Raw genomic sequence first — 22,258 nt, forward strand, 5'->3', positions numbered from 1 at the left:
ATCAGCCGTAGATCCAGACAGTGGCCGGCTCGCCAACGCGCGCCACGCCTCGGTACATGCCTTCCGTGTTGAACGGCAGCGTGACGTTGCCCGCACGGTCCACCGCGATCAGGCCACCACGGCCGCCAATCGCAGGAAGCTTTTCCATCACCACGCGGCGCGCCGATTCCTCGAGCGACAACCCCGCGTAGCGCATCTGCGCCGAGACGTCGAACGCGGCCACGGTGCGGATGAACATCTCGCCCGTGCCCGTGGCCGAGACTGCCGCGACGTCGTCCGCGTAGCAGCCGGCCCCAACGATCGGGGTATCGCCCACGCGGCCCACCTGCTTGTTGGTGACGCCGCCGGTCGACGTGGCCGCGGCGAGGTTGCCGGCGGCATCGCAGGCCACCGCGCCAACCGTGCCGAACTTGTTGTCGGGATCGATCGGATCGGCAGCCCCCGCCCGGGCGGCCAGTGCAGCCGCGTCGTGGTCGAGCAGCGCCATGCCTGTGCTGGCCTGCGCACGCACCCATTGATCGTGGCGGGCCTGCGTGAAGTAGTACTCGGGCCCGACCAGTTCCAGCCCCTGCGCTTCGGCGAACGCCTCGGCGCCTTCGGCAGCGAACAGCACGTGCTCGCTGCGTTCCAGCACGGCGCGCGCGGCCAGCACCGGGTTGCGCAGGCGCTTGACGCAGGCCACGGCGCCGGCGCCCAGTGTCTGGCCATCCATGATTGCCGCGTCGAGTTCGAACGTGCCGGCATGGGTCAGCACGGCACCCCGGCCGGCGTTGAACAGCGGACAGTCTTCGAGCAGGCGCACCGCTTCGGTGACCGCGTCGAGCGCGGTGCCGCCGTCGGCCAGCACGCGCTGGCCAGCGAGCAGTACCTGCTCGAGCGCGGCGGTGTACTCGCGTTCGCGCTCGGCATTCATCGCGGCACGGGTGATCGTGCCCGCGCCACCGTGGATGGCGATAACAGCTTGAGACATGGGGTCCTTCTACTTCGGTCGGGGATCAGTCGGAAGATTTCGCGGCAATCCGGCCACCACGCGCGTCGGGCGCGCCGTGTAGCCAGGGCAGCAGGAATTCGGTCATTTCGGCAGCCGCTTTGACCGACCGCGCGGACCGGTGCGCCACGGCGCCGCACAGCGCCTCGATCAGCGCCAGAACCGTCGCATCGGAATTGGCGGAGAACCGGTATCCAGTATTGGCGTAGAGCGTGTAGTCAGCCAGCGGTGCCAGCGGCGATGCCGGGCCATCGGTCAGCGCCATCAATCGGCCGCCGTGCTCCTTGACGCGCTGGGCCAGCATGACCGTGTCAGTCACGTAGCGCGGAAACGCGATGGCGATGACCAGATCCTGCGGTTGCAGCTTGAACAGTTGCCGTCCCGCATGGGATGCGCCACCGGCGTTGGACACCGACGTGACCATGCGGCAATGCATCTCCAGACCGTGCTGCAGCAGCCCGGCCAGGAATCCGCTGGCGCCAAAGCCCATCACGTAGACACGCTCCGCCTCCAGGATCGCCGACACCGCACGCTCGCAGGCTTCGGGGTCCAGCGCGCGGCGCGTGGCTTCCAGATTACGGATACCCTCCTCGAGCGAAGCCGCGAACACCTCCGCCGCCGTGGTGGGGCGCGCCAGTTCGTCGCGCAATCGCTCCACCGGTGCCAGCGTGGCCTCGAAGCCGCGTACGAGTTCGGTGCGGAACTGCGGATAGCCTTCGAATCCCAGCGCGCGCGCAAAACGGTTGGCCGTGGCCACCGATACGTCCACGGCCGTGGCGAACTCGTCGATCCGCATCGTGGCGGCGCGGAACGGGTTCTCCAGCACGTACTGCGCCATGCGCTGGTGCGCGGGCGTCAACGTTGGCAAGGCGCGTGCAATACGCTCGGAAATTGGCTGGCCGTCTGGCATCTCGGGACTACAGGATCTATTCAAAACCGCGCGAATCAGCGCGAAACAATGATTGGCGCACCAGGACCGGCATCGCGCTTTGATGAAAAAGCACTTTCCCGGTGCAGCCATCTATGTAAATAAATTTACACGCAATTGCCATACCAGGAGAGTGAAAAGTGGCCGATTAGGGGTAATCCCTCAGAACAAGCGGCCGAACATAGCCAGCAGCGACAGCCTTCAGATCCCGGCGCGATACAATGCCCGCCTGCCGAAAAACCGTTTCCAGCATTAGCCTCCCGTCTCCTCCGTGATCCGAATCGACCAGCTTGTCCTCCAGCGCGGCACCAAGGTGCTGTTCGACCACACCAGCGTGACGCTCAACCCGGGCGAGCGCGTCGGCCTTGTCGGCGCCAACGGCAGTGGCAAGTCCACGCTGTTCTCCATGCTGCGCGGCGAGTTGCACGCCGACGGCGGCGACGTCTTCCTGCCCGCCCAGTGGCGTATTGCCCATGTGGCGCAGGAGACGCCCGCGGTGGCCCGCTCCGCCGTGGACTATGTGGTCGATGGCGATACCCGCCTGCGCGAGATCGAGGCCCGGATTGCCGCCGCCCAGGCCAGCGGCGATGGCTCGGCCGAAGGCGAAGCCCATGCAGCCTATGCCGACGCCGACGGCTACACCGCCGCCGCGCGCGCCGAGGCGCTGTTGCTGGGCTTGGGCTTCACGCTGCCGCAGGTGTCGCAGCCCGTGGCATCGTTCTCGGGCGGCTGGCGGATGCGCCTGAACCTGGCGCAGGCGCTGATGTGCCCGTCGGACCTGCTGCTGCTTGACGAACCGACCAACCACCTGGACCTCGACGCCATCGTCTGGCTCGAAGACTGGCTTGCGCGCTACCCAGGCACGCTGGTGATGATCTCGCACGATCGCGAATTCCTCGACGCGATCTGCAACGTCACGGTGCATATCGAGAACCAGCAACTGAAGCGTTACGGCGGCAACTACACGCAGTTCGAAACGATGCGGCTGCAGCAGATGGCGCAGCAGCAGTCGGCCTACGCGCGCCAGCAGAAGGAAATCGCGCACCTGGAGTCGTTCATCAACCGCTTCAAGGCCAAGGCCACCAAGGCACGCCAGGCGCAAAGCCGGGTGAAGGCACTGGAGAAGATGGAGCGGCTGGCGCCGGTGCACGTGGCAGCCGGCTTCGCTTTCGAGTTCCGGGAGCCCGATTCGGCGCCGAACCCGATGATGGTGCTGGAAGGTGTCGACTGCGGCTATGCCGAGGCCGACCCACCTGTCACGATCCTGCACAACCTTGCGCTGTCGATCCAGAACGGCCAGCGCATCGGCCTGCTGGGCGCGAACGGCCAGGGCAAGTCGACGCTGGTGAAGACGCTGGCCGGCACGCAGGCGCCGCTGAACGGCACCGTCCGGCTGGGCAAGGGACTCGTGATCGGCTACTTCGCCCAGCACCAGCTGGAAACGCTGCGCGACCACGATTCGCCGCTCCAGCATCTGGCGCGGCTGGCGCCGGACGTGCGCGAGCAAGAGCTGCGCGACTTCCTGGGCAGCTTCAATTTCCGCGGTGACATGGCGACGTCGCCGATCGAACCGTTCTCGGGTGGCGAGAAGGCCCGGCTGGCGCTGTCCCTGATCGTCTGGCAAAAGCCGAATTTGCTGCTGCTGGACGAACCGACCAACCACCTGGACCTCGACACCCGCGAAGCGCTGACGATGGCGCTGGCCCAGTTCGAAGGCACGCTGATCCTGGTCTCGCACGACCGACATCTGCTGCGCGCCACCTCGGATCAGTTCATGCTCGTGGCCGAGGGCACGATCCGCCCGTTCGATGGCGATCTGGACGACTACCGCGACTGGCTGCTGCAACAGGCGGCCGCCAAGCGCAACGCGGCCACGGCCGCGCACGCAGCCGAAGCCGCGCCCGTGGTCAACCGGAAGGACCAGCGCCGCGCAGAAGCCGACGAGCGCCAGCGCCTGTCGGTACTGCGCAAGCCGCTGACGAAGGAACTGGAAAAAGTAGAAAAGCGGATGTCGGTGCTACAGGCCGACAAGACCACGATCGACGCGTTCATGTCTGACGCGTCGAGCTACGACGACGCCAACAAGACGAAGCTGAAGGACATGCTCAAGCGCCAGGGCGAAGTCACCGGCGAACTCGAGCAACTGGAGGAACGCTGGCTCGAACTGCAGGAGCAGATCGAGCAGATCGCCTGAGGCAACTCAATCGACCTGAAGCTTGCGCCCCTCTCACGCACGCGGGAAAGGGGCTCAAGAAGGACAAGAAGGACAAGAAGGCCAAGAGAGCCAAGAATCACGCCGCTCAGCGGAAATGCTTCTCGCGACGAATCAGCCCGACGGCAAGCGTCAGCGTCAGAATCAGCAGCCAGATCAGCGACCAGGCCGGAATTGAAAGGCCCAGGATGGGCGGCGTGGGTGCCGTGCACAGGCCATCCGAATAGAACACCTGCGGCAGCAGCTTGGCCGTGGGCAGCGAGTTAACCCAGTTCTCCAGCGGGTCGATGCCGCAGGACGCTTTCGGGTTCATCAGCAACGCCACCTGGTAGCCCGCCACGGCAATGCCGCCCACGCCAGAAAGCATCCCCAGGCCCTGCCAGAGCGTGCGCGTGTTCTGCGCGATGACCGCCAGCAACGAAAAGATACCGATACCAATGAACGCGAAGCGCTGCATGATGCAGAGCGGGCACGGTTGCAGGTTCTCCGCGTACTGCATATACAGCGCGGCACCGACCATCGCAAAGGAGACGATGGCGATCAGCAGGAAATAGGTTCGGGAATTGGCTTGCATGGGCATTGGGTGCGAAATTTCTTCGACGCGATTATTACCCATTTTCATCGATATCTTCATTGCGCCCCGGCAACCGGCCTCGCCGGCAGCTGTGGCGGATTGCCGCATCGACCCGATTCGGCATTGACCAAGTGCCCGCGCATGGTCCGCCGTCAAGCGTGGCCGGCCTTTGTGTCGCACTCGCCACACCCCACCAAAGTGGGGAACAGCATCATCGCCACGTGAATATCCTCTCGGATCGGCAAACGCAAGAAATCCAATAAGACAGCCGGACTCGCCATCCGGCACTCAGGGAAATCAAATCAAATGGGGATTCAAGAGACGTTGCACGGGCGTGGCTCGCGCATCTGGACACCCGTGCTCGGCATCATGACGGTTGCGGTGATAGCGGCATGTGGTGGTGGCGGCGATAGCGGCAGCACTGGTGGCAGCAATGGCGGCGGCAGCCAGCCCGCGGCAACGGTGCAAGGTACTGCGGCATCCGGTGCGTTCATGGGCGGCGCGCAGGTCACCATGTTCGATGCCGATGGCAAGACCGTCGGCACCCGCGTCGCCGACGCAAACGGACGGTACAGCTTCGACGTATCCGGCTTCCGCGCGCCGTTTGCCCTGTTGGCAACCGGCACGGCCGGTGGCGAGACCGTGACCTATGTGTCCGTGCTGCCGACCAAACCCGCGAGCGGCTCCACGGTCACGGCCAACGTGACGCCGCTGACTACCGCGCTTGCGGCATTGCTGGCTGGCGGCAATCCGTCCGACCTGACCAGCGCCAGCGCGCTCAACAGCAAGGTCAGCAGCGCCGGCGTGCAGCAAGCCACGGCCGCCCTGCGTGCCGTGCTGGCCAATGTCGCAACCAGCGCCGGGCTGAACGCCAGCAGCTTTGACCCGATTACCACCCCGCTCACCACCGAGGGCCAGGGCGCCGACGCGGTCATCGACCTCATCCACGTGACCCTGACCACCAACGGCGTCAAGCTGGCATCCCGGGGGGCACAACTTACGGGCGGTTCCATTCCGGAAGCCGTGCTCGACGCCGGCGCATTGACCAACCCGCCCGCCGCACTGCCTACGCCGACAGCCTCCACCAATGCCCGTACGTTCGAAGCAATCCGCGCGAACCTGCAAGCCTGCTTCGCCGCGGCGCCGGCCGCACGTGCCAGCGCCACCGCGCTGCTCACGGCGTGCGCGCCGGCATTCGCCAGCGACTATCTCAACAACAGCTATTCGGCAGCCGTCGATTTCTCCGCCCTGTTCTCGTCGACTGACATGAATGGCGCCGTATTCCAGGCTCCGATCGTGTTGTTCAACGGCAAGGCCGATAGCGGCGAGGCCACGGCATACGTGCGTTTCCCGTTCGTGCGTGCCGACGGCAGTACGTCGCAGTTCACCCGCCGCGTGACCAACCGCGCCGGCACGTGGACGATGACCGGCAACCAGCGCCAGTACGAAGCTGCCGTCACGCGCCGCATCAGCAAGGTGATCGAGCGCAATCCGGGCGCGGGCATCGCTTCGCGCTATGAAACCAGTCTGCGCGTGTTGCTGAATCCGCAGACCGGTCTCGGCATCAAAGCGCAGCTCGTGCGCGTCACGGGCCCCGGCCTGCCCAGCGCGGGTGTCGTACTGGCCCGTTCGCGCGTATGCGGCTCAAGCGCCAACCTCGTGATCCAGAACCTGAACGGCTCGCTGACGTATGCCGCCAACGACCTCGTGGCGCCCAACGCGGTCATCAGCGATTCAGGACAGTCCAGCAGCACCGTGGTCCTGGCCGCGACGCCGCTGAAAGCTGGAGACGCGCTGACCTGGTCGTCGCTGACTTCGGGCGCCAACACCTATGCGTCGGCGCCGCTGTCCGACAGCGACATCGCCGCGATCCCGACCTTCGCCAGCTACACGTTCGACGTCTGGTATCTGAACAACGATCTGTCCCCCAAGACCGCTCTGCCGGCCTCGCCGGACGATTCGTTCAGCGTGACGTCGTCGGGTGGCGTGCTGATGCCGTCTGTCATCGCGCGCCAGACCTGGAACGAGATCGCGGAAGGCAGTCTCGATTTCGTGACGACGTCCGGCGGCAAGACCGGCGTCCAGACCACGGTCGATGTGAACTGGACACAGAACGCCGAGCCCGTGGACCGCGCCCTCGCCTTCGGCCGCCAGTTCGCCGCCGCGGTTGCGCCCGCGCCCGCAGCGGGCGATCGCACGTTCATCCAGACCAACGTGCCGTCGTACCTGCAGCGCTCCGTCACGGTCAGCACCGCCAAGCAGGGCTCCAGCGCGTTCGGTAGCTGCAACGGCGCTACGTTCCCGGCCTTCGCTTCGGCCGGAGACCAGCGCACCATCGAGATCCGCTCGACCACGGGTGACGATACCCAGAAGTTCGTGCGGGTGGTGGGCACCTACCGCTGATCCGGCAGCTCGGGCGCCAGAGACGGCGCCCATGAAAAAGCCCCGCTTCGGCGGGGCTTTTTTTCCTTCCACGTCAGTCCAGATGCCTGACCCGGTCGATGGCCTGTTCCAGCCGGTCCACCGCGATGACCTCCAGTCCGTCGATCCGCTGCTTGGGCGCGTTGGCCTTCGGAATCACCGCCATCGTGAAGCCAAGCTTGGCGGCTTCCTTGAGCCGCTCCTGTCCGCGCGGGCTCGGGCGGATTTCTCCCGCCAGGCCCACCTCGCCGAACACCACCAGGCCGCGAGGCAGCGGCTTATTGCGCATTGACGAATGAATCGACAGCAGCACGGCCAGGTCGGCGGCCGGCTCGGTGATCTTGACCCCACCCACCGCGTTCAGGAAGACGTCCTGGTCGAAACACGCGATACCCGCGTGACGATGCAGCACGGCCAGCAACATGGCCAGCCGGTTCTGCTCGAGGCCCACGGCCAGCCGGCGCGGATTCGGCACGTTGGCGGTGTCGACCAGCGCCTGCACTTCGACCAGCAATGGCCGCGTGCCCTCCTGAGTCACCAGCACGCAGGAACCGGCCACCTGCTCCTCATGCTGGGAGAGGAACAGCGCCGACGGATTGCTGATGCCGCGCAGGCCGCGCTCGGTCATTGCGAATACACCGAGTTCGTTGACCGCGCCGAAGCGGTTCTTGAACGCCCGGATCAAGCGGTGCGAGGAATGGGTGTCCCCCTCGAAGTACAGCACCGTATCCACGATGTGTTCGAGCACGCGCGGGCCGGCCAGGCTGCCTTCCTTGGTCACGTGGCCGACCAGGATGATCGTGATGCCGGTACTCTTGGCGATCCGCGTCAGTTGCGCCGCGCATTCGCGTACCTGAGCCACGGAGCCCGGCGCGGACGTCAGCGCCTCCGAGTAAACCGTCTGGATCGAGTCGATCACGGCCACCTCGGGCTTGTCGGCCTCGAGCGTGGCCTGGATCTTCTCCAACTGAATCTCGGGCAGCAGGCCGAGCGTGGCCGCCTCCACACCCAGGCGATGGGCGCGCAGCGCGATCTGGGCGGCGGATTCCTCGCCGCTCACATAGAGCACGCGCCGGCTGGCCGACAGGTTGGCCAGCGTCTGCAGCAGCAGGGTCGATTTACCGATGCCAGGGTCCCCGCCGATCAGCACCACCCCACCCGCCACCAGGCCGCCGCCAAGCACGCGGTCGAACTCGTCGATACCGGTCGAGAAGCGTGGCACATCGGCCGCCTCGATCTCCGACAGCTTGCGCACCACGGCGGACGTCGCCAGCGGCTGGAAACGGCGTGCCGCGGACGAACCCGAATCCGCCACCGTTTCCACCAGCGTGTTCCAGGCGTTGCACTGTGGGCACTGGCCCGCCCAGCGCGGCGTGGTGCCGCCGCACTCGGTGCATGTGTATACCGTCTTGGTTTTGGCCATTTATACGGCGTCGGCGGTAGTCAACGTGGCAACGGAAGTCGGCACGCGCGGCGCCAGCGCGCACATCAGTTCATAGCCAACCGTGCCGCTGGCGGCGGCCACGTCGTCGATCGGCAGACCATGGCCCCAGAGCGTGACCGGCGTGCCTACCTTTGCCTTCGGGCAGGGGGTCAGGTCGACGCAGATCATGTCCATGGACACCCGCCCCACCAATTGCGTGCGCACGCCGTCGACCAGCACCGGCGCGCGGCGCTCGCCCCAGCCCATCGCATGGCGCGGGTAGCCGTCGGCGTAGCCGCACGCCACCACCCCGACCCGCATCGCGCGGTCCGCAGTAAACATGGAGCCATAGCCGACCGTATCGCCTGGTTGCAGATCCTGTATGCCGATCAGCTCGCTATGGAGAGACATCGCCGGTTGCAGGCCGGTCTCGGCGATATCGGACGACACCCCGGTGGGCGATCCGCCGTAGAGGATGACGCCGGGGCGCACCCAGTTGCGATGCGCCTGCGGATGCCAGAGCACGGCGGCCGAGTTGGCCATGCTGACCTCCCCCGGCAGGTTGGCCGTGGCGGCTTCGAAGGCTTCCACCTGATGCGCAATGCCGCGCTTGCTGTCGGCATCGGAAAAGTGCGTCATGTGGACAATGCTGCCGATGCAGGACATGGTCCGGGCCCGTTCCCAGGCGGCGCGGTACTGCGCCGGACGGAAGCCGAGGCGGTTCATGCCGGTATTCAGCTTGAGCTGGATCGCCAGCGGCCCCTTGGGGCGGGCCAGCTCAAGCATCCGCAACTGCTCCTCGCAGTGCACGGCGGTGGTCAGGCGGTATTGCTCGAGCAGCGGCACATCCTGCGCCTGGAAGATGCCTTCGAGCAGCAGGATCGGGCCCTGCCACCCAAGGTCGCGCAACAGCACGGCTTCCGAGAGATCGAGCAGGCCAAACCCGTCGGCGGCCTTGAGACCGGCAAAGACTCGGCGGATGCCGTGGCCGTAGGCGTTGGCCTTGACGACAGCCCAGATGCGGGATGCCGGCGCTTGGCGACGCACCACCTCAAGATTGTTGGCCAGCGCGGGCTGGTGGATGACGGCTTGAATGGGTCTTGGCATGGAATAGACAACTTGGGCCGGCTGCCGGATGGGTCTTGCACCAATTCAGGGAAGACCCGGTCAGCAACCTGCGGGATTCGTGCGTTGATGGGGACACCGGACGGTGGTGGATGGTCGGCAGAAACGCCGGCCTGCGGCTCTCGCATCGCGCAGTCGATATTTGAACACAACCGGACGAAAATTCCGGGAATCCAAGCGGCGACATGCTGTCCAATGCGCGTTTCCCTGTGTGCTGAAATGTCGCGGTTTCGTGATATAAAGCCGGACGCTCCGGCAATGTTTTAAAAGAGAAGCAATATGTCAATGACGGTCAGGCAGGCGGCAAAGCACGCGAATGTTGCGCAACCGCCCCACTTTGACAAAGCTGGAGCGACAGGTTCCCTGCAAGCCGCGGCGCTGCCGGCTGGCGGGCATTTGTCCGCCCAGGCGGGCTTCCGCGATGGAGACAAAGTCGAAGGTATGAAGAAGGGTTTCTACACGATCATGGCCGCGCAGTTTTTTTCGTCGCTGGCCGACAATGCGCTGCTCATTGCTGCCATTGCCCTTCTCACCGAATTGCATTCCCCGCAGTGGATGACCCCGCTGCTCAAGCTGTTCTTCGTGCTGTCCTATGTGGTGCTGGCTGCCTTTGTGGGCGCCTTCGCGGACTCGATGCCCAAGGGCAAGGTCATGGCGATCACCAACACGATCAAGATAGTCGGCTGCGCCATCATGATGTTCGGGCTGCACCCGCTGCTGGCCTACGGGATCGTCGGGTTCGGGGCTGCGGCCTATTCGCCGGCCAAGTACGGCATCCTGACCGAACTGCTGCCCCCCGAGAAACTGGTCATGGCGAACGGGTGGATCGAAGGCCTCACCGTGGGCTCGATCATCCTGGGCACCGTGGTGGGCGGCGCGCTGATCTCAGTTCACGTCTCCACCATCCTGCTGCACTTCGACATGCCGTACATTGACACCGGCATCAATACGCCGGCCGAAGCGGCGATGGTGGTGATCATGTTCTTCTACGTGATCGCGTCGATCTTCAACCTGTTCATTCCGGACACCGGTGCCCGCTATCCCCAGCAGGAAAAGAACCCGGTCAAGCTGATCGCGGAGTTCGGCGACTGCTTTATCGCGCTCTGGCGTGACAAGCTCGGCCAGATCTCGCTGGCGGTCACCACCCTGTTCTGGGGCGTGGGCGCCACGCTGCAGTTCATCGTGCTCAAGTGGGCGGAAAAGTCACTCGGCCTGAACCTGTCGCAAGGCGCGCTACTGCAAGCCGTGGTGGCCGTGGGCGTGGCCGTGGGCGCGATCATGGCGGCAGCAAGGATTCCGCTGCGCAAGTCGCTGTCCGTGCTGCCGTTCGGCGTGGCCATGGGCGTAACGGTGATGATCATGGCGTTCTACACCAAGGACACCATTCCGGATGTGACGCTGGACCTGTTCGGCCTGCACATGCCGCTGTACATGGCCATCGCCTACGTCTTCCTGATGATCGTCGGCGCGATGTCCGGCTATTTCGTGGTGCCGATGAACGCACTGCTCCAGCACCGCGGCCACGTGCTGCTTTCGGCGGGTCACTCGATCGCGGTGCAGAACTTCAATGAGAATGTGTCGGTGCTGCTGATGCTGTGCCTGTACGCGCTGCTGATCAAATTGAATGTACCGATCGGGTTCGTGATCGTGGCGCTGGGCCTGTTCATCTGCGCGACCATGCTGCTGGTCATGCGCCTGCACAAGCACAATGTGAAGATCTACAACTCGCTGGCGATGATCGGCGAGGACAAGCACCACTGACCCAGGCGGGGCCCGCAGCCCTGCTGGCGGGGACCACCGCCCCGCCCCGGTCAATCCCTGCGCGCCCGTTCGATGGCGCGCGCTTCCCAGCCGCGCGGCACGACGAAGCCGCGCGAACGCTCCACCCAGATGCCGGGCTGATCGGTCCCGGCGGGCTCCATTTCACAAACCATGACAGGCGCATCGCGCCGCCAGCCGTGGTCCGGATGCGCGTCGCCAAATCGTTCCGCCAGCACCGCATGAAGCACTTCCGCTGATTCGGTTTCGGCCTCCGGCACACGCGCGCCAGACAACCAGTCGGCACGCTGCAGCCGGCACCAGCGCGCCGCGCCACTCCCCTGACCTGCCCGCTCCGACGCACGGTCCATCCAGACATCCAGCGTGGACCACCAGCCACGCTGGTGGTCGGGGGCGATACCCAGCACATCCAGCCCCGGCGGCGTCACCCCGTCCCGATAGAATAGCCAGCCCAGCAGGTAGACCTCACTCCGGTCGATCGCATGGCCGAGCGCGGCCTTCGCCTCTGCGGTGCGGCCCAGCGGCAATTGCCGGCGCACGATATGGTCAAGCTTGTCGCCCAGCCGATCCACGAGATTCGGGCCGACAAATGCACGAAGGTCGAGCCGTCGGTCCTCGATGCCATCGACCATCAAATAGAACTTGGCCGCCATTTCCCAATGCACGGTTTCCATGACGACGGGATCGCGCCAGACGACATCGAGTTCGCCGAGCGTCTGCACGCCATGCCCATTGGCACGGCGGATGGGCACGTTGGCGGCCAACAGTTCGATGCCCGGCGCATGGTCCAAGGCGAAGTGCAGCAACCGCTCGGCATGGCGGCCCAGCCGGAGGCTGCGGCCGTCGTTGGCATCGGCGTGGTGGCTCAGTTCGGTGATGGTCTCGGGGAGCGTGGACGGATCGGCCTGGGCCAGCCAATCCTGCCATGCGGCGCGCACACCGGCTGGCCATTGCGCTACGCGCACAACATCGGCCCCATCTGGCAACCGGGAAAGCAGCGGCGGCGACAAGGAACTCCACGCCAGGTCGCGGGTACGTTGCGAGGGCGCGCGCCGCCAGAGCGGCGTCTGCCCGTCGGCGCCGGTCATTGCCGGCCCGCCCGGGGGGATGCCCTGCGCGAGATCAGGCTTGAGCTCCCGCACGATCGTGTACCTCGCGGGCCAGGCAAAGATCTTCCCAGGCGCGTGCCTTGTCGGTCAGCGTGCGCAGCAGATAGGCCGGGTGATAAGTCACCACCACCGGGATGCCTTCGTAGCTATGCACCGCGCCGCGCAGCTTGCCGATCGGCGTGGTGGAGCGCAGCAGCGACTGCGCCGCGAAGCGGCCCAGAACCACGATCACCTTCGGCTTGATCAGCGCGATCTGGCGCTTCAGATACGGTTCGCATTGCGCCACTTCGCCCGGCTCGGGATTGCGGTTGCCGGGCGGACGGCATTTGAGCACGTTGGCGATATAAACGTTGCGGCCACGCGCCAAACCGAGGGCCCCCAGCATGTTGTCGAGCAGCTTGCCAGCCTGGCCGACGAACGGCTCGCCTTGCAGGTCCTCGTTCTCGCCAGGCGCCTCGCCGACGAGCATCCATTCGGCCTGCTGATCACCGACACCAAACACGGTGTTCGTGCGCGTCGAGCACAAGCCACAGGCCGTGCATCCGGCCACGCTGTCGGCCAGCACCGGCCAGTCCATCGCGGCGATCGACGCTTCCCGCCCATCCTGCGCCGGCGCCAGTGCGATCGGCACCGGCACTTCCACGACATGGGCTGGGCCAGGGGTATCGAAGGCTTCGATCGTTTCCGCGACCTCCGCCTCGTTGACCGCGTGCGCGATATCCGGTGCCGCGGAAGTTTCGCCCATGTCAGCGACTTCAGCGACTGCGGCAACGTCGACGACGTCCGCCAGCCCCGGCGCAACGTCCGAAGGCACCGCAACCTGCGCGGGCTTCGCCGACGGGCGCTCGGCAACGGCGACCGCTTCAGCTATTTCGGCGACTTCGGCCTGGGCAAGTTCAGCGGCTTCGGGCGCCCTGCGGGGCACCCATTCGGCCGGAATGCCAAGCACCTCGAGGAACATGGCCCGACGGTTCATACCGTACCCTCCTCGGTCGACAATGCCGCCGACGGGTCCGCCGACCAGTCGCGACGCAGTACCAGCGCGTCCTCGCGCCCCAGCGCCGTGGCCGGGTAGTAGCCCTTGCGGCGGCCGATTTCCACGAACCCGGCCTCCATGTACAGCGCCAGCGCGCCGGTATTCGACGGGCGAACCTCTAGCAGCATGGTATGAAGCTGGTGAGCATGCGTGGTAGCCAGCGCGATGCCCAGCAGCAACCGGCCATAGCCATGCCGCTGGAACACCGGATCGATGGTGATATTGAGCAGATGCATCTCGTCGACCACCGGCATCAGCATGACGTAGCCAATCAGCGCCGTCGACGGATCGCGCAAGGTCAGCCCGAGATGACCGGCCTTAAGCGAATTCTCAAAGTTACCGCGTGTCCAGGGATGGCTGAAGGCCCGCTGTTCGATTTCAGCTACCGCCTCCACGTCCAGCGCGCTCATCCGATCCAGCGCCCAGCCCGCGGGCAGCGCCGGCATAGTCGGGGTCTCCGGCCAGATGGGCTGATCGGGAACCGGCGCGATAGCGACACTCACGCTGCATCTCCAACTTTTGCCGCGGCGGCCTTGGCGGCGGCAACCGCCTCGCGCTCGGCGATGGTCTGGGCGACCTTGTCGCGTATGTAGAACGGCATGGCATCCGCGGCGTCGATGGTCTCGCCGCGCGCCAGCGCGCGCAGGCCGATCGTTACCATGGCGCGTGCGTCAGGCATGGCCTCCGGCACCACGCGCCCTGCCTGGGCCGCGACGGCCAGCCGCTCGCCGAACACCTGCGCCGCGTTGCCCGCGATCCAGAAATCGCCGTCGGGCCGCGCCACGGCCTCTGGCGCGACAACCTGCATGTCGCCGTCCATGCGCCATTCGTTGGCAGCATCTTCCCAGCGGAACGCGGCGGCATAGGCTTCGTCCATGCGCGCATCCAGCGCGACCAGCACCGCCGTACCGGCGGGCAACAACGGGGTGCCCGCACGCGCACTTTCCGCGCAGGCCATCAGCACATTGACGGGAATGACCGGCAGCCCGGCGCCAAACGCCAGGCCTTGCGTGACACCGCAGGCCGTGCGCAGGCCCGTGAACGAACCGGGGCCGGCGCCAAAGGCGATGGCAGCGCAATCGGCCAGGCGGATACCGGCCTCGGCCAGCACTTCGCCTACGGCCGGCAGCACGCGCGACGACGATCGCGCGCCGGTATGCTCATGACGGGAGAAACACTCGATGGCGCCGTCTACTCCGGCGCGTCCGAGTGCGACGGAACACCACTCAGTGGAGGTTTCGACAGCAAGAATCCAGGACATGGCGCGATTGTATCCGTTGCCGGGCCAAAGCTGTAAGGCGCCGACGCCCGGCGGCGGCCTTGCGAACAGCATCGCTTCGGCCATGCGCCAACCGGCGCAACCGAGCGGTTCCTCGGTTTTTTTGCGCTGAAACAGCCGACGTCGCCGCTTATCATCGCAGACTGTACTGATCCACCGCCTTACCGGAGATATTCATGAGCGACCTGCAGACCCGTTTCGACCAGGCCCAGATCGACGTCAAGACGCTGAGCGAGCGTCCCAACAACATGACGCTGCTGCGTCTGTACGCGTTGTACAAGCAAGGCGCCGAAGGCGACGCCCACGGCGACAAACCAGGCATGACCGACTTCGTGGGCCGCTACAAGTTCGAGGCCTGGGAAGCCCTCAAGGGCACCGGCCGCGAGGAAGCGATGCAGAAGTACATCGAACTCGTGACCGACCTGCTCGAAGGCAAGGCCAGCTGATCAATCAGCCGGCACTGGCCGCGGGCGGATGCGCCAGGCGGCCAGGATCGCTGTGGCAATCACCACGCCCACGGCCAGGAAAGTCTCGTCGAAAGCCTGGATGCGCGCGGCTTGCGCCGCCACGTCACCGCCCTTGCCGAGCACGGCGCCGTGTTCGGCAAGGCGCCATTGCAGCCCCACACCAGCCAGACTCACACCGATCGCCCCGCCCAGTTGCCGCACGAAATTGATGCAGCTCGAGCCCTGCGCAATCATCGAGAAATCCACCCCGCGCATCGAGCCCATCGTCAGCGAGGGCAGGACGCAGCCCAGTCCGATCCGGCCGATCACTGCATATAACACCAGCAGCAGGTATGGCGTAGCCGTCGACCCGGTGGCCATGAGCAGAAACGACCCCGCCAGCAACGCCAGCCCGAACGACACCTGCCGGTGCGGCGGGACCCGGCTGGTCAGGCGCCCGGCCACGGCAATCGTCACCGCCAGCGCAACGCCAGCTGGCATCAGCACGATGCCCGCGGCCGACGGCGTATAGGACAGCGCCATCTGCATGTAGACCGGCAGCAGGTACGTGGAGCCGAACAGCCCCGCCCCGTAAATGAACGCCACGATGGCGCCGGCCGAGAACTGCCGGTAGCTGTATAGCCGCATGTTCATCAGCGGATACGGCGCGCGCAGTTGCCAGAACACGAATCCGGCAAGCATCACCACGCCCAGGGCGACCAGTCCAATCCCCGAATGCACGTCGCCGCGCATCTCCACCAGCCCGTTGAGCAGGCTGACAGTAGCCACGCCGACCAGCATCAGGCCGCGCCAGTCCAGCGGCTTGCGCTCACCCATCATCGCGGAGTCCACCGCCATGAAGCGACGCGCCATCGCCAGGGCGATCAGCGTCAGCGGCACCACCACGAAGAAAATCGAGCGCCAGCCGAATGTCTCAACCAGAAAACCACCCACGCTGGGCCCGACGGCTGGCGCCAGCACCACACCGAAGCCGAACAGCGACAGGGCCTTGCCCTGCTCGCGTTCGTCGAACACGCGCAGGATGAAGATATTGGGCAGCGGCTGCATGATGCCCGCCGCGACGCCTTCGGCCACACGCATCGCCAGCATCACGCCGAAGGTTGGCGCGACGCCACCTATCAGGCCACCCACACCAAGCAGCGCGAGCGCGCCGATGAAGGTCCTGCGCAGGCCATATCGGTTCAGCAGCCAAGGCGTGAGCAGCATCGACAGCGTCATGGCGATCATGAAGCTGGCTGCCACCCATTGGGCGCGCTCCTGGCCGAGCAGGAAATGCCGGCTCAGGTCCGGAATGGCGACGTTGACGATGGTCGACGACACGATGGAGGACACCGTGCCAAGCATCAGCGTCAACAGGATCAGCCAGCGCAGGCGATCGCCATAGCGCGCCCGCAGTTGCGCGCGCGTGGGCCCACTGCGGCGCGGCCCTCCGCCGCCACCGCCGTGGTTGCCGCCTCCGGATTCCCCGCTGCCAGTACCTGCCGGCGCGGTGGATTCGCGCTTCACCCGAGCTGCCCCGTGGCGGCAATCTCGCGGATCTTGCGCACGGTGTCGAGGTCGGCCTCGTGGTAGGCGGATTTGACGATCTCGGCGTAGCGGTCATCGCCGCTTGCGTCGACGCTCGGCATCGTGGTCTCGTAAATGAAACGTGCCAGCAACGCGCCCGGCCCCGGGGTCTCGATGATCATGGTCAGCGTGCCGCCCGCATGCTCGGCTGTGGCTGCCGATTCGTACCGCACGGCGCGGCGCGGCTCGAATACGACCCGGTCGCGTATGTTGGCCTGACCGAAATGCAGCACGCGCTCGATCCAGCCATCCCCCCGTTCCACGACCTCGGCCCGGTCCAGCCCGAGCACGAACAACTCTGGCGACTCCGCGCGCAACACCAGTCCCTGCCAGAGTTGGTCCGCGGTCAGCGGCTCCAGCGTGGGGTTGGCCGGGTCATTGATCTCCACCAGGTGCTCGAAACGCAACTTGACTCTCCTAATCGTGAATGTCCGTATTATGAGGCCTCTCGCGTGCCAACGTCGGTGGCTTTTGACCCGGATCGGGTCGATCGCGGGTGGGCATTCGCGCATCACTCCTGACAGCTTTTGTCAGGAGCCTGGGCGCACAATGCTCGCCCGGTACCGGCATGGAGTCAGGAGCCGTCAGGAGCGGCAGCCGACATGACCCCGGCACCGGAAACATCGCCCAGAAGGCGCTCAGGAGGCAGGCATGGAGTTGTTGATCAACATCGACGTCGATGACCTCGAACGCGGCATCGGCTTCTATGAGACAGGACTGGGGATGCGGCTCGCCCGCACCCTCTTCGACGGCACGGTGGCGGAAATGCACGGCGCCTGCGCGCCGGTCTTTCTGCTGGCCAAACCGCCCGGCACATTCGCCACCACGCGGAGCGACAGCCGGCGCGACTACGCCCGCCACTGGACGCCGGTGCATCTGGATTTCGTGGTCGAATCGCTGGAACCGGCGATCGAGCGCGCGCTCGGCGCGGGAGCGGAACTGGAAGACTGGCCGCGCGATTTCGACTGGGGCCGGCAGGCCATGCTGTCCGACCCATTCGGACACGGACTGTGCTTCATCGAGTGGAAAGGCGATGGCTATGGCGCCAACGCGGAGCGCTGAGCGGGCGCGGGCCATGGCCACGCCCCCACCGCGACGCTCTCATCCAGTCATGGCGGCAAAAAAAATCCCACGGCTCATCACCGTGGGATTTTTTTCAGGCTGACGCCCGGACTCAGACTTCTTCGTACAGCGGCAGCGTCAGGAATTCGGCAAAGTCTTCCGAAGTCGACATCTGCTCGAAGATCTGCGCGGCACGGTCGTACGTGGCGCCTGCGCCCACCACTTCGCGGACCTTGGCCAGCTCTTCCGGAATCAGCGCGCGCACCATCTCGGCGGTCACCTTGCGGCCGTCTTCCAGCTTGCCCTTCGGCGAGCGGATCCACTGCCACACCTGCGAGCGCGAGATCTCCGCGGTGGCGGCGTCTTCCATCAGGTTGTGGATCGGCACGCAGCCATTGCCAGCCAGCCAGGCGCCCAGGTAGTGGATGCCGACGTTGATGTTCATGCGCAGGCCGGCTTCGGTGATCGGCGCTTCCGGCTGGAAGTTCAGCAGGTCAGCACCCTTCACGTCGACGTCCGGACGTTGCTTGTCGAACTGGTTCGGGCGGTCGCCCAGCACGTCCACGAATTCCTTCATTGCCGGCTCGACCAGACCCGGGTGGGCCACCCAGCCGCCGTCGTAGCCATCGGTGGCGTCACGGCGCTTGTCGCCGATGATGCCCTGCATGGCGATGGCGTTCTTCTCCGGATCGTTCTTGATCGGGATCAGCGCGCTCATGCCGCCGATCGCAGGCGCGCCGCGCTTGTGGCAGGTCTTCAGCAGCAGCAGCGCGTAGGCGCGCATGAACGGCGAGGTCATCGTCACCTTGGCGCGGTCGGCCAGGCAGAAGTTCTTGTCGACCTTGAACTTCTTGATGCACGAGAAGATGTAGTCCCAACGGCCAGCGTTCAGGCCGGCGCTGTGCTCGCGCAGTTCGTACAGGATTTCTTCCATCTCGAACGCGGCCAGGATCGTCTCGATCAGCACCGTGGCCTTGACCGTGCCTTGCGGCAGACCGACTTCCTTCTGCGCCATCACGAAGATGTCGTTCCACAGACGCGCTTCCAGATGGCTTTCCATCTTCGGCAGGTAGAAGAACGGGCCGGCGCCGCGGGCAATCTGCTCCTTGGCGTTGTGGAACAGGAACAGCGCGAAGTCGAAGATGCCGCCCGAGACGCGCTTGCCGTCGATCGTGACGTGCTTCTCGTCCAGGTGCCAGCCGCGCGGACGCACCTGCAGCGTGGCGATCTTGTCGTTGAGCTTGTAGTGCTTGCCGTTGCTGTCCAGCGTCAGCGTGCGGCGCACGGCGGCCTTCAGGTTCACCTGACCCTGCATCTGGTTGTGCCAGTTCGGGGTGTTGGAGTCCTCGAAGTCGGTCATGTAGCTGTCAGCGCCCGAATTGAAGGCGTTGATCACCATCTTGGCTTCGACCGGGCCGGTGATTTCCACGCGGCGGCATTCCAGCGCCTTCGGCACCGGCGCAACCTTCCAGTCACCTTCGCGGATGCTCTTGGTTTCCGGCAGGAAGTCGGGCAGCTCGCCGGCGTCGAGGCGCTTGGTGCGCGCCACGCGGGCGGCCAGCAGTTCCTGACGGCGCGCCTCGAAGGCGCGGTGCAGCTTGTCGACCAGGGCCAGGGCTTCCGGCGTCAGGATGTCTTCATAAGCCGGCAGAATCTCGCCGGTAATCTTCATGCCCGCGGGCAGCGTGATAGCCATCAGTCATCTCCTGTAGGTGCGATGGTGTGTTAAGGGTTGGCCTGGCTCGTCAAAGCGCAACGCCAGTGGCGGCAACCAGTGGCGAAACGAAAGCAAGCAGGTCGTTCATGTCGTGCCCGGTACCGGTGGGCGCCACGTCGAGGCGCTCCGCCGGATGACCGGCACGATTGATCCAGAAAGTGGTGTAGCCAAACCAGGTGGCGCCACAGGCATCCCAGCAGTTGGACGAGACAAAAAGAATCTCGCCAGCAGGCAGGTTGAACGCTTGCGGCCCCAGCGCGTACGCGGCCGGCGAAGTCTTGTACTGGCGCACCGGATCGACAGACAGCACGTGGTCGAACAGCCCGTGCATCCCCGCGCTCTTCACTGCGATGTCGAGCATCTCCGGATTGCCGTTGGACAGGATGCCGAGCGGCAAATTCGCCCGGCGTAGCCGCTTGAGCGCGCCAAGGTTCTCCGGAAACGCCGACAGGCACGCGTATTCCTTCAGCAGTTGCGCTTCCGCCGCTTCGTCGAGCGGCAGTCCGAGCCGTTCGGCCGCGTAGCGCAGCGCATCGATCGTGATGTCCCAAAACGGCTTGTAGCGCGAACCGTCCGGCGCGGCGAGCGAACGCAGCCGCGAGTAGTCGATCTGCCGCTCGCGCCACAGCAGGGCCAGCGTCTCGCCCTTGCCCGGGAACAGTTGCTCCGCGCGCGCCGTGACCGAATACACGTCGAACAGCGTGCCGTAAGCATCGAAAACCACCGCGCGAATCTTGCTCATCTAACGACCGGATCGACTGAATGGACCTGTACACGATTGAATGCATCGAATTGTAGTGAGACGTTGCAGTGCGGCAAAGCCAAGGCTGGTCACTTGATCTTTTACTTTTGCACCACTAATCTTGCCCAACTTGACCTCGACTTATGTATCAACCGGCGAACATCCGTGGCTCAATTCAAGCAGTTGGAGACATTTGTATCGGTCGCATCACGTGGCAGCCTGTCTGCCGCCGCGGCTGCGGAGGGCGTTGCGCCCGCGATCATCGGGCGCCGCATCGATGCGCTCGAAGAACGGCTCGGCGTGAAGTTGCTGGTACGCACCACGCGCAAGATCACCCTGACGTTTGAAGGCTCGGCGTTCCTGGAGGATTGCCAGCGCATCCTCAATGACCTTCACAATGCCGAGGCCAGCGTCTCCGCCGGCGGCGTCAAGGCCAGCGGCCACCTGCGCATCACTGCTCCGGCCGGCTTCGGCCGCAAGCACGTGGCACCGCTGGTCCCCTTGTTCATCGAATCCCATCCTGACGTCACACTCACACTTGATCTCTCCGACCGCGTTGTCGATCTGGTCAACGAAGGCTTCGACTGCGCGATCCGGCTTGGCGACCTGCCCGATTCGAGCCTGGTCTCCATCCGGCTGGCGGAAAACCGCCGCGTCGTTGTCGCCTCCCCCGAATACCTGGCGCGCGCCGGCACGCCGGCACAGCCCGAGGAACTCGCACGTCACAATTGCCTGGCCTTCGGCGCCAGCGCCAACGTTCAGCGCGGCTGGGTCTTCCAGCAGGACGGCCGGGCCACCACCGTCAAGGTAGGCGGCAACATGGAATGTACCGACGGCGCCGTGCTCCACGAGTGGTGCCTCGGCGGCTACGGACTCGCCTGGCGCTCCTGGTGGGAAGTCGGCCAGGAAATCGCCAGCGGCCGACTCGTGACCGTGCTCGACGAATTCCAGGCGCCGCCGATCGGCATCCACGCCGTCTTTCCGCAACGCAAGCACCTGCCGCTGCGCGTCCGCCTGTTTATCGACCACCTCAAGAACACCTACGGCAACCCCGCCTATTGGCGCCGCGCCGAAATGGCGCAACCCAGCACAAACGCCGGCGTCGATATCACCGCACCTGCCTAGCTGCCTAGATCGATGGCTACCGCCTGCGCCGCTGTCACGATGCGTCTAGTGCTTTCCCTCACGCATTGATATTTCGCAATGGCGCACAGCGCACTCTGACTACAATCAAGTCAGACAGGCGCTGCACGGCCTGGTCCCCCATCGACTCACAAAAGGAGGTCCGGTATGTTCAAGCACATTCTGCTGCCCACCGACGGCTCGGAGCTGTCCAAGAAAGCCATCGACGGCGGTCTTGAACTGGCCAAGGCTATCGGCGCCCGCGTGACCGCCTACGTCTGTCTCGAGGAATATCCGTACACACCCTTCAGCGAGATCGTGGTCGAGGCTCCGCAAGCGTTCAAGGAACGCATCGAGAACCAGGCCAGGCTCTACCTGAAGGAAATCGAGAACGCCGCCGTGGCGGACGGCTTGCCGTTCGATGCCGACATGACCACCTTCGCGGTGCCCTATCTCGGCATCATCGACGCGGCGGAACGTCATGGCTGCGATGTCATCTTCATGGCATCCCACGGCCGGCGCGGCCTGTCGGGCCTGCTGCTCGGCAGCGAAACGCAGAAGGTGCTGACCCACACTGACATCCCGGTGATTGTCTATCGATGACACGACCCCCGATGTTGCAGCTCGCCGCAATAACACGCCAAAAAATCAGCATAGTACGATTCTAATTGTGCGCGATCCCGCCAAGAATGCGTCATTCGACTCATT

General features: G+C 65.3%; 20 protein-coding genes. 7 read left to right on the top strand and 13 right to left on the bottom strand.

Annotation, left to right across the window (positions count from 1 at the left end; all coding sequences use genetic code 11):
* Position 1 precedes the first annotated feature (1 nt).
* Positions 2–970, bottom strand: coding sequence for an isoaspartyl peptidase/L-asparaginase family protein (locus B2246_RS06300; protein WP_186425324.1), 969 nt, complete (start codon positions 968–970; stop codon positions 2–4).
* 25 nt (positions 971–995) lie between these two features.
* Complete coding sequence (locus B2246_RS06305; RefSeq protein WP_035881998.1) at positions 996–1,898, bottom strand: MurR/RpiR family transcriptional regulator; 903 nt, start codon at positions 1,896–1,898, stop codon at positions 996–998.
* 289 nt (positions 1,899–2,187) lie between these two features.
* On the opposite strand from B2246_RS06305, the gene B2246_RS06310 reads away from it, so the two are divergent.
* Complete coding sequence (locus B2246_RS06310) at positions 2,188–4,110, top strand: ATP-binding cassette domain-containing protein (RefSeq protein ID WP_286880819.1); 1,923 nt, start codon at positions 2,188–2,190, stop codon at positions 4,108–4,110.
* A gap of 106 nt (positions 4,111–4,216) precedes the next feature.
* On the opposite strand, the gene B2246_RS06315 is transcribed toward B2246_RS06310, so the two are convergent.
* On the bottom strand, positions 4,217–4,702 hold the full coding sequence (locus B2246_RS06315) for a disulfide bond formation protein B (protein WP_008649101.1): 486 nt from the start codon (positions 4,700–4,702) through the stop codon (positions 4,217–4,219).
* A 306-nt stretch (positions 4,703–5,008) separates the two neighbouring features.
* Here B2246_RS06315 and B2246_RS06320 point away from each other — a divergent pair, with 306 nt between their 5' ends.
* Entirely contained in the window at positions 5,009–7,105 is a 2,097-nt protein-coding gene (locus B2246_RS06320) for a hypothetical protein (RefSeq protein ID WP_286962404.1), read from the top strand.
* Positions 7,106–7,178: 73 nt separating this feature from the next.
* On the opposite strand, the gene radA is transcribed toward B2246_RS06320, so the two are convergent.
* A complete protein-coding gene (gene radA, locus B2246_RS06325) occupies positions 7,179–8,546 on the bottom strand; it encodes a DNA repair protein RadA (protein ID WP_008649103.1) in 1,368 nt (455 codons plus the stop codon).
* On the bottom strand, positions 8,547–9,653 hold the full coding sequence (gene alr, locus B2246_RS06330; RefSeq protein WP_008649104.1) for an alanine racemase: 1,107 nt from the start codon (positions 9,651–9,653) through the stop codon (positions 8,547–8,549). It lies immediately after the preceding gene.
* 459 nt (positions 9,654–10,112) lie between these two features.
* Between alr and lplT the strand changes: the two genes are divergently transcribed.
* Positions 10,113–11,432, top strand: coding sequence for a lysophospholipid transporter LplT (gene lplT, locus B2246_RS06335; protein WP_024570878.1), 1,320 nt, complete (start codon positions 10,113–10,115; stop codon positions 11,430–11,432).
* A gap of 50 nt (positions 11,433–11,482) precedes the next feature.
* Here the strand turns inward: lplT and B2246_RS06340 are convergent, their stop codons facing one another.
* Genes B2246_RS06340 through tsaB form a run of 4 tightly spaced genes read right to left on the bottom strand, consistent with a single transcriptional unit; the run spans position 11,483 to position 14,856 of the window.
* Positions 11,483–12,592 carry a DUF1853 family protein gene (locus B2246_RS06340; protein ID WP_035881994.1) on the bottom strand — a complete coding sequence of 370 codons (1,110 nt, stop codon included), beginning with the start codon at positions 12,590–12,592 and terminating at the stop codon, positions 11,483–11,485.
* On the bottom strand, positions 12,573–13,535 hold the full coding sequence (locus B2246_RS06345) for a uracil-DNA glycosylase (RefSeq protein ID WP_286880827.1): 963 nt from the start codon (positions 13,533–13,535) through the stop codon (positions 12,573–12,575). The genes B2246_RS06340 and B2246_RS06345 overlap by 20 nt, the downstream gene beginning before the upstream one ends.
* On the bottom strand, positions 13,532–14,098 hold the full coding sequence (gene rimI, locus B2246_RS06350; RefSeq protein WP_286880829.1) for a ribosomal protein S18-alanine N-acetyltransferase: 567 nt from the start codon (positions 14,096–14,098) through the stop codon (positions 13,532–13,534). Before rimI ends, B2246_RS06345 begins: the two co-directional genes overlap by 4 nt.
* Positions 14,095–14,856 (bottom strand): tRNA (adenosine(37)-N6)-threonylcarbamoyltransferase complex dimerization subunit type 1 TsaB, encoded by a 762-nt coding sequence (gene tsaB, locus B2246_RS06355; protein ID WP_286880830.1) that lies wholly within the window; start codon positions 14,854–14,856, stop codon positions 14,095–14,097. Before tsaB ends, rimI begins: the two co-directional genes overlap by 4 nt.
* A 194-nt stretch (positions 14,857–15,050) precedes the next feature.
* On the opposite strand from tsaB, the gene B2246_RS06360 reads away from it, so the two are divergent.
* Positions 15,051–15,320 carry an acyl-CoA-binding protein gene (locus B2246_RS06360; RefSeq protein WP_008649110.1) on the top strand — a complete coding sequence of 90 codons (270 nt, stop codon included), beginning with the start codon at positions 15,051–15,053 and terminating at the stop codon, positions 15,318–15,320.
* Here the strand turns inward: B2246_RS06360 and B2246_RS06365 are convergent, their stop codons facing one another.
* Both B2246_RS06365 and B2246_RS06370 read right to left on the bottom strand, forming a co-directional pair.
* Entirely contained in the window at positions 15,321–16,736 is a 1,416-nt protein-coding gene (locus tag B2246_RS06365) for a DHA2 family efflux MFS transporter permease subunit (protein ID WP_234706966.1), read from the bottom strand.
* 107 nt (positions 16,737–16,843) lie between these two features.
* Positions 16,844–17,314, bottom strand: a complete 471-nt coding sequence (locus tag B2246_RS06370; protein WP_008649112.1) for an SRPBCC family protein — start codon at positions 17,312–17,314, stop codon at positions 16,844–16,846.
* Positions 17,315–17,558: 244 nt separating this feature from the next.
* Between B2246_RS06370 and B2246_RS06375 the strand changes: the two genes are divergently transcribed.
* Entirely contained in the window at positions 17,559–17,969 is a 411-nt protein-coding gene (locus tag B2246_RS06375; RefSeq protein ID WP_008649113.1) for a VOC family protein, read from the top strand.
* 112 nt (positions 17,970–18,081) lie between these two features.
* On the opposite strand, the gene aceB is transcribed toward B2246_RS06375, so the two are convergent.
* Both aceB and B2246_RS06385 read right to left on the bottom strand, forming a co-directional pair.
* Entirely contained in the window at positions 18,082–19,665 is a 1,584-nt protein-coding gene (aceB, locus tag B2246_RS06380) for a malate synthase A (protein WP_286880832.1), read from the bottom strand.
* A gap of 49 nt (positions 19,666–19,714) precedes the next feature.
* The gene (locus B2246_RS06385; protein WP_008649115.1) at positions 19,715–20,428 is read right to left on the bottom strand and encodes a haloacid dehalogenase type II; all 714 of its coding nucleotides are present in this window, start codon (positions 20,426–20,428) and stop codon (positions 19,715–19,717) included.
* A gap of 165 nt (positions 20,429–20,593) precedes the next feature.
* Here B2246_RS06385 and B2246_RS06390 point away from each other — a divergent pair, with 165 nt between their 5' ends.
* The gene (locus B2246_RS06390; protein ID WP_035881989.1) at positions 20,594–21,553 is read left to right on the top strand and encodes a LysR family transcriptional regulator; all 960 of its coding nucleotides are present in this window, start codon (positions 20,594–20,596) and stop codon (positions 21,551–21,553) included.
* Between the two features lie 165 nt (positions 21,554–21,718).
* Complete coding sequence (locus B2246_RS06395; RefSeq protein ID WP_008649117.1) at positions 21,719–22,153, top strand: universal stress protein; 435 nt, start codon at positions 21,719–21,721, stop codon at positions 22,151–22,153.
* The last annotated feature ends 105 nt before the right edge of the window (positions 22,154–22,258 follow it).

Origin of the sequence: Cupriavidus sp. UBA2010, assembly GCF_002335265.1 — a bacterium.
Lineage (GTDB): Bacteria > Pseudomonadota > Gammaproteobacteria > Burkholderiales > Burkholderiaceae > Cupriavidus > Cupriavidus metallidurans.

What these genes read in the sequence shown, in the direction of transcription:
- B2246_RS06300 (WP_186425324.1), bottom strand. Translation starts at nt 970, where the DNA reads ATGTCTCAAGCTGTTATCGCCATCCACGGTGGCGCGGGCACGATCACC.
- B2246_RS06305 (WP_035881998.1), bottom strand. Translation starts at nt 1,898, where the DNA reads ATGCCAGACGGCCAGCCAATTTCCGAGCGTATTGCACGCGCCTTGCCA.
- B2246_RS06315 (WP_008649101.1), bottom strand. Translation starts at nt 4,702, where the DNA reads ATGCAAGCCAATTCCCGAACCTATTTCCTGCTGATCGCCATCGTCTCC.
- B2246_RS06320 (WP_286962404.1), top strand. Translation starts at nt 5,009, where the DNA reads ATGGGGATTCAAGAGACGTTGCACGGGCGTGGCTCGCGCATCTGGACA.
- radA (WP_008649103.1), bottom strand. Translation starts at nt 8,546, where the DNA reads ATGGCCAAAACCAAGACGGTATACACATGCACCGAGTGCGGCGGCACC.
- alr (WP_008649104.1), bottom strand. Translation starts at nt 9,653, where the DNA reads ATGCCAAGACCCATTCAAGCCGTCATCCACCAGCCCGCGCTGGCCAAC.
- lplT (WP_024570878.1), top strand. Translation starts at nt 10,113, where the DNA reads ATGAAGAAGGGTTTCTACACGATCATGGCCGCGCAGTTTTTTTCGTCG.
- B2246_RS06345 (WP_286880827.1), bottom strand. Translation starts at nt 13,535, where the DNA reads ATGAACCGTCGGGCCATGTTCCTCGAGGTGCTTGGCATTCCGGCCGAA.
- tsaB (WP_286880830.1), bottom strand. Translation starts at nt 14,856, where the DNA reads ATGTCCTGGATTCTTGCTGTCGAAACCTCCACTGAGTGGTGTTCCGTC.
- B2246_RS06360 (WP_008649110.1), top strand. Translation starts at nt 15,051, where the DNA reads ATGAGCGACCTGCAGACCCGTTTCGACCAGGCCCAGATCGACGTCAAG.
- B2246_RS06375 (WP_008649113.1), top strand. Translation starts at nt 17,559, where the DNA reads ATGGAGTTGTTGATCAACATCGACGTCGATGACCTCGAACGCGGCATC.
- aceB (WP_286880832.1), bottom strand. Translation starts at nt 19,665, where the DNA reads ATGGCTATCACGCTGCCCGCGGGCATGAAGATTACCGGCGAGATTCTG.
- B2246_RS06385 (WP_008649115.1), bottom strand. Translation starts at nt 20,428, where the DNA reads ATGAGCAAGATTCGCGCGGTGGTTTTCGATGCTTACGGCACGCTGTTC.
- B2246_RS06395 (WP_008649117.1), top strand. Translation starts at nt 21,719, where the DNA reads ATGTTCAAGCACATTCTGCTGCCCACCGACGGCTCGGAGCTGTCCAAG.